Below are 3153 nucleotides of genomic sequence, written 5' to 3' on the forward strand. Positions count from 1 at the left end.
CTTACCGGAGCAAGTCGCACAGGTTCTTAGATCAGTCCCTGGTTCGGCTCCATTGCCCTTGCAATGTTCACAGGCGCTTGTCTTGTTGAGATTGATAGTACGCTCTGTTCCAAAAATAGAATCCTTGAAAGAGAGCTCAATATCAACTTGAATATCCTCCCCACGTGCGCGGCTGGCACGCCCAGCGTGGCTTCCCTGCCCGCCACGAGCCCGACCAAAAAAATCTCCCATAATATCTCCGAGATCAAACTCAATTCCTCCATCCTGACCAAATCCTTGTCCGCCAAAGCCACCTTGGAAACCTGAGAAGTCAAAGCCTCCAAAGCCCTGACCTGTTGCACCTCCATATTGTCCTGATCCACCCTGACCACCAAAACCATGACCATCAGCGCTCCCAAACTGGTCATAGTTTCTTCGTTTTTGAGGATTACTTAAGACGGTGTATGCTTCATTTATTTCCTTAAACTTTTTTTCATCTCCACCTCCCTTGTCGGGATGATGAATATGCGCCTGTTTGCGGAAGGCTTTTTTGATCTCATCTTCAGAGGCGTTTTTTTCAACACCCAGTATTTTGTAGTAGTCTTTCATTTTATTTTCTTACCATGCACTCTCCAGGAAATGTATCTCGCAGACACACATAAATCTCTGGTGAGATTTTGCTATGCTCGGAGCCAAGCTCCTCCGCAATGTCTGCTCAACACATTTCCTTATGAGTGCACACTAATTAATTAAACTAACAGAGTATTCTTACTTCGACTCACCTTCCTTAAACTCTGCATCCTTGATATTGTCATCCTGACCTTCTTGCTTTGGGGCCTCTGTCTGAGCTGCCTTCTGCATGGCCTCTCCAATTTTTGACATTTCTGTGGAAAGGTCTGAGGTCGCTTTTTTGATAGCCTCAAGGCCAGCAGATGAGGCCGTGTCATTAGCGTCTTTCGCCGTTTTAAGTGCCGTGATTTTTTCTTCAACGCTTTTTTTGACATCTTCTGGTACTTTATCTCCAGCATCTTTCAGACCTTTCTCTGCTGTGTAGATCATTTGCTCAGCAATATTGCGGGCTTCGACGGCCTCTTTTTTCTGTTGGTCCTCGGTACTGTGAGCTTCGGCATCCTTTTGCATTTTATCAATATCTTCTTTTGAAAGACCGGAGCTGGCCTCAATGCGGATTGATTGTTCTTTGCTAGTGGCCTTGTCTTTAGCTTTTACGTTGAGAATACCATTGGCGTCTACATCAAAGGTCACCTCGATCTGAGGAATACCTCGTGGAGATGGCGGAATACCATCAAGAATAAACCTACCGAGAGACTTGTTGTCGCTGGCCATGGCTCGTTCACCTTGGGTAATATGGATCTCTACAGATGTCTGATTGTCAGCGGCTGTGGAAAAGATCTGTGACTTTGACGAAGGGATCGTAGTGTTGCGATCGATGAGCTTTGTAGCCACACCTCCCATGGTCTCAATACCGAGAGAAAGAGGAATAACGTCGAGCAAAAGTATGTCTTTGACGTCACCGCGGATGATACCGCCCTGAATGGCTGCACCGAGCGCTACCACTTCATCTGGGTTGATTGATTTGTTGGGCTCCTTGCCAAAATATTCTTTGACAGCATTGATAATGGCCGGCATACGTGTCTGTCCGCCAACCAGAATGACTTCCTGGATATCAGCCAATTTGAAAGGAGATGCTTCCATAGCACGCTTGGTGATCTGGATCGCTCGTTCGACAAATTCTGCTGTGAGCTCCTCGAGCTTTGCACGAGAAAGCTTGAGCTGAAGGTGACGTGGGCCTGAGGCGTCGGAAGTGATAAATGGAATGTTGATTTCTGATTCAAGTGCAGTGGAGAGCTCAATTTTGGCTTTTTCCGCCGCTTCATCGAGTCGCTGGAGGGCAAGGGCATCACTTCGCACGTCTATGCCAGATTCTTTTTTGAACTCATCAGCAATCCAGGCAATGATCTTCTGATCGATGTCCTTTCCACCGAGGTGAGAGTCACCATCTGTTGATTTTACTTCCACCACGTCATCACCAACTTCAAGGACTGAGATATCAAACGTACCCCCTCCAAAGTCGAAGACAACTATTTTTTCGTCTTTCTTTTTATTGAAGCCATATGCTAGAGCGGCTGCTGTTGGTTCGTTGATAATACGTTTGACATCAAGACCAGCAATTTTGCCGGCATCCTTTGTAGCTTGTCTCTGTGCATCATTGAAGTATGCAGGCACCGTGATAATAGCCTCAGTGATTTTTTCACCCAGCTTGGCCTCCGCATCTTGCTTGAGCTTTTGGAGAATCATGGCTGAGATTTCCTCTGGACGATAATTTTTATCCCCCATTTTTACTTCGACGCCACCATTGGCTGATTTGTTGACTTCAAATGGGACAACTTTTTTATCCTTTTGCACCGCAGCATCATCAAAGGTGTGCCCGATGAAGCGTTTGATACCAAAAACAGTATTTTTTGGATTTGTCACGGCTTGCCGTTTAGCCAAAAGGCCGACAAGGCGCTCGCCAGTTTTTGAGATAGCTACGATTGAAGGTGTGGTGCGGGCTCCCTCAGCATTTTCTAGAATTTTTGGTGTACCGACTTCCATGACGGCAACCGCGGAATTGGTGGTACCGAGATCGATACCGATTATTTTAGACATAAATTGTTTGAGTTAAAACTTTTAAATACTAGCAGGACTGTCAAAATTAAAAGTCTTAAGCGTTTGGACCTCGAGGAATAGAGCCGGTAAAACGTAAAATAGAATTGTAAGGCGATGGAATGATATCGTCCCAGGTAAAAGCCAGAATGGCTGCATATTCCATTGACTGGGCAAAGCCAGGCAAGGCCATAGCGGCATTATTATTAGTCGCAGGAGCGCTGATGGGAGTAGCCGAAACAAGCCGGGCTTTAATGCGTCCACCTTCTTCAAATACGAGAAAAACTACCCTAAAATCAAGGCCTTCGGGCGAAGTGATGATTTTCTCAACGAATTGTGAACGGCGGGTAGCTAGCATGTAGTGGTATTATAGCAGACCTATGTTATTGTCAAGAAGATTTTAGCGTGTTTTAACTGGGTTTGTAATCCCCAACCTTTACTTTTGCCGGCTGGATTATTTTGCCATTGAGTTTATAGCCTTTTTGAACTACCTCAGTGACAGTGTGATCT

At 45.6% G+C, this 3153-nt stretch carries 3 protein-coding genes; all 3 read right to left on the minus strand.

Annotation, left to right across the window (positions count from 1 at the left end; all coding sequences use genetic code 11):
* A partial coding sequence (locus PHF79_04175; protein ID MDD5318977.1) for a DnaJ domain-containing protein occupies positions 1-588 on the minus strand: 588 nt, incomplete at its 3' end.
* A 159-nt stretch (positions 589-747) separates the two neighbouring features.
* Entirely contained in the window at positions 748-2646 is a 1899-nt protein-coding gene (dnaK, locus tag PHF79_04180; protein MDD5318978.1) for a molecular chaperone DnaK, read from the minus strand.
* A 55-nt stretch (positions 2647-2701) separates the two neighbouring features.
* Positions 2702-3001 carry a hypothetical protein gene (locus PHF79_04185; GenBank protein MDD5318979.1) on the minus strand — a complete coding sequence of 100 codons (300 nt, stop codon included), beginning with the start codon at positions 2999-3001 and terminating at the stop codon, positions 2702-2704.
* Positions 3002-3153 lie beyond the last annotated feature (152 nt).

The sequence above is a fragment of the Candidatus Paceibacterota bacterium genome (assembly GCA_028714275.1).
In the GTDB taxonomy this organism is placed as follows: Bacteria; Patescibacteriota; Minisyncoccia; order Phycocordibacterales; family CAINVO01; genus CAINVO01.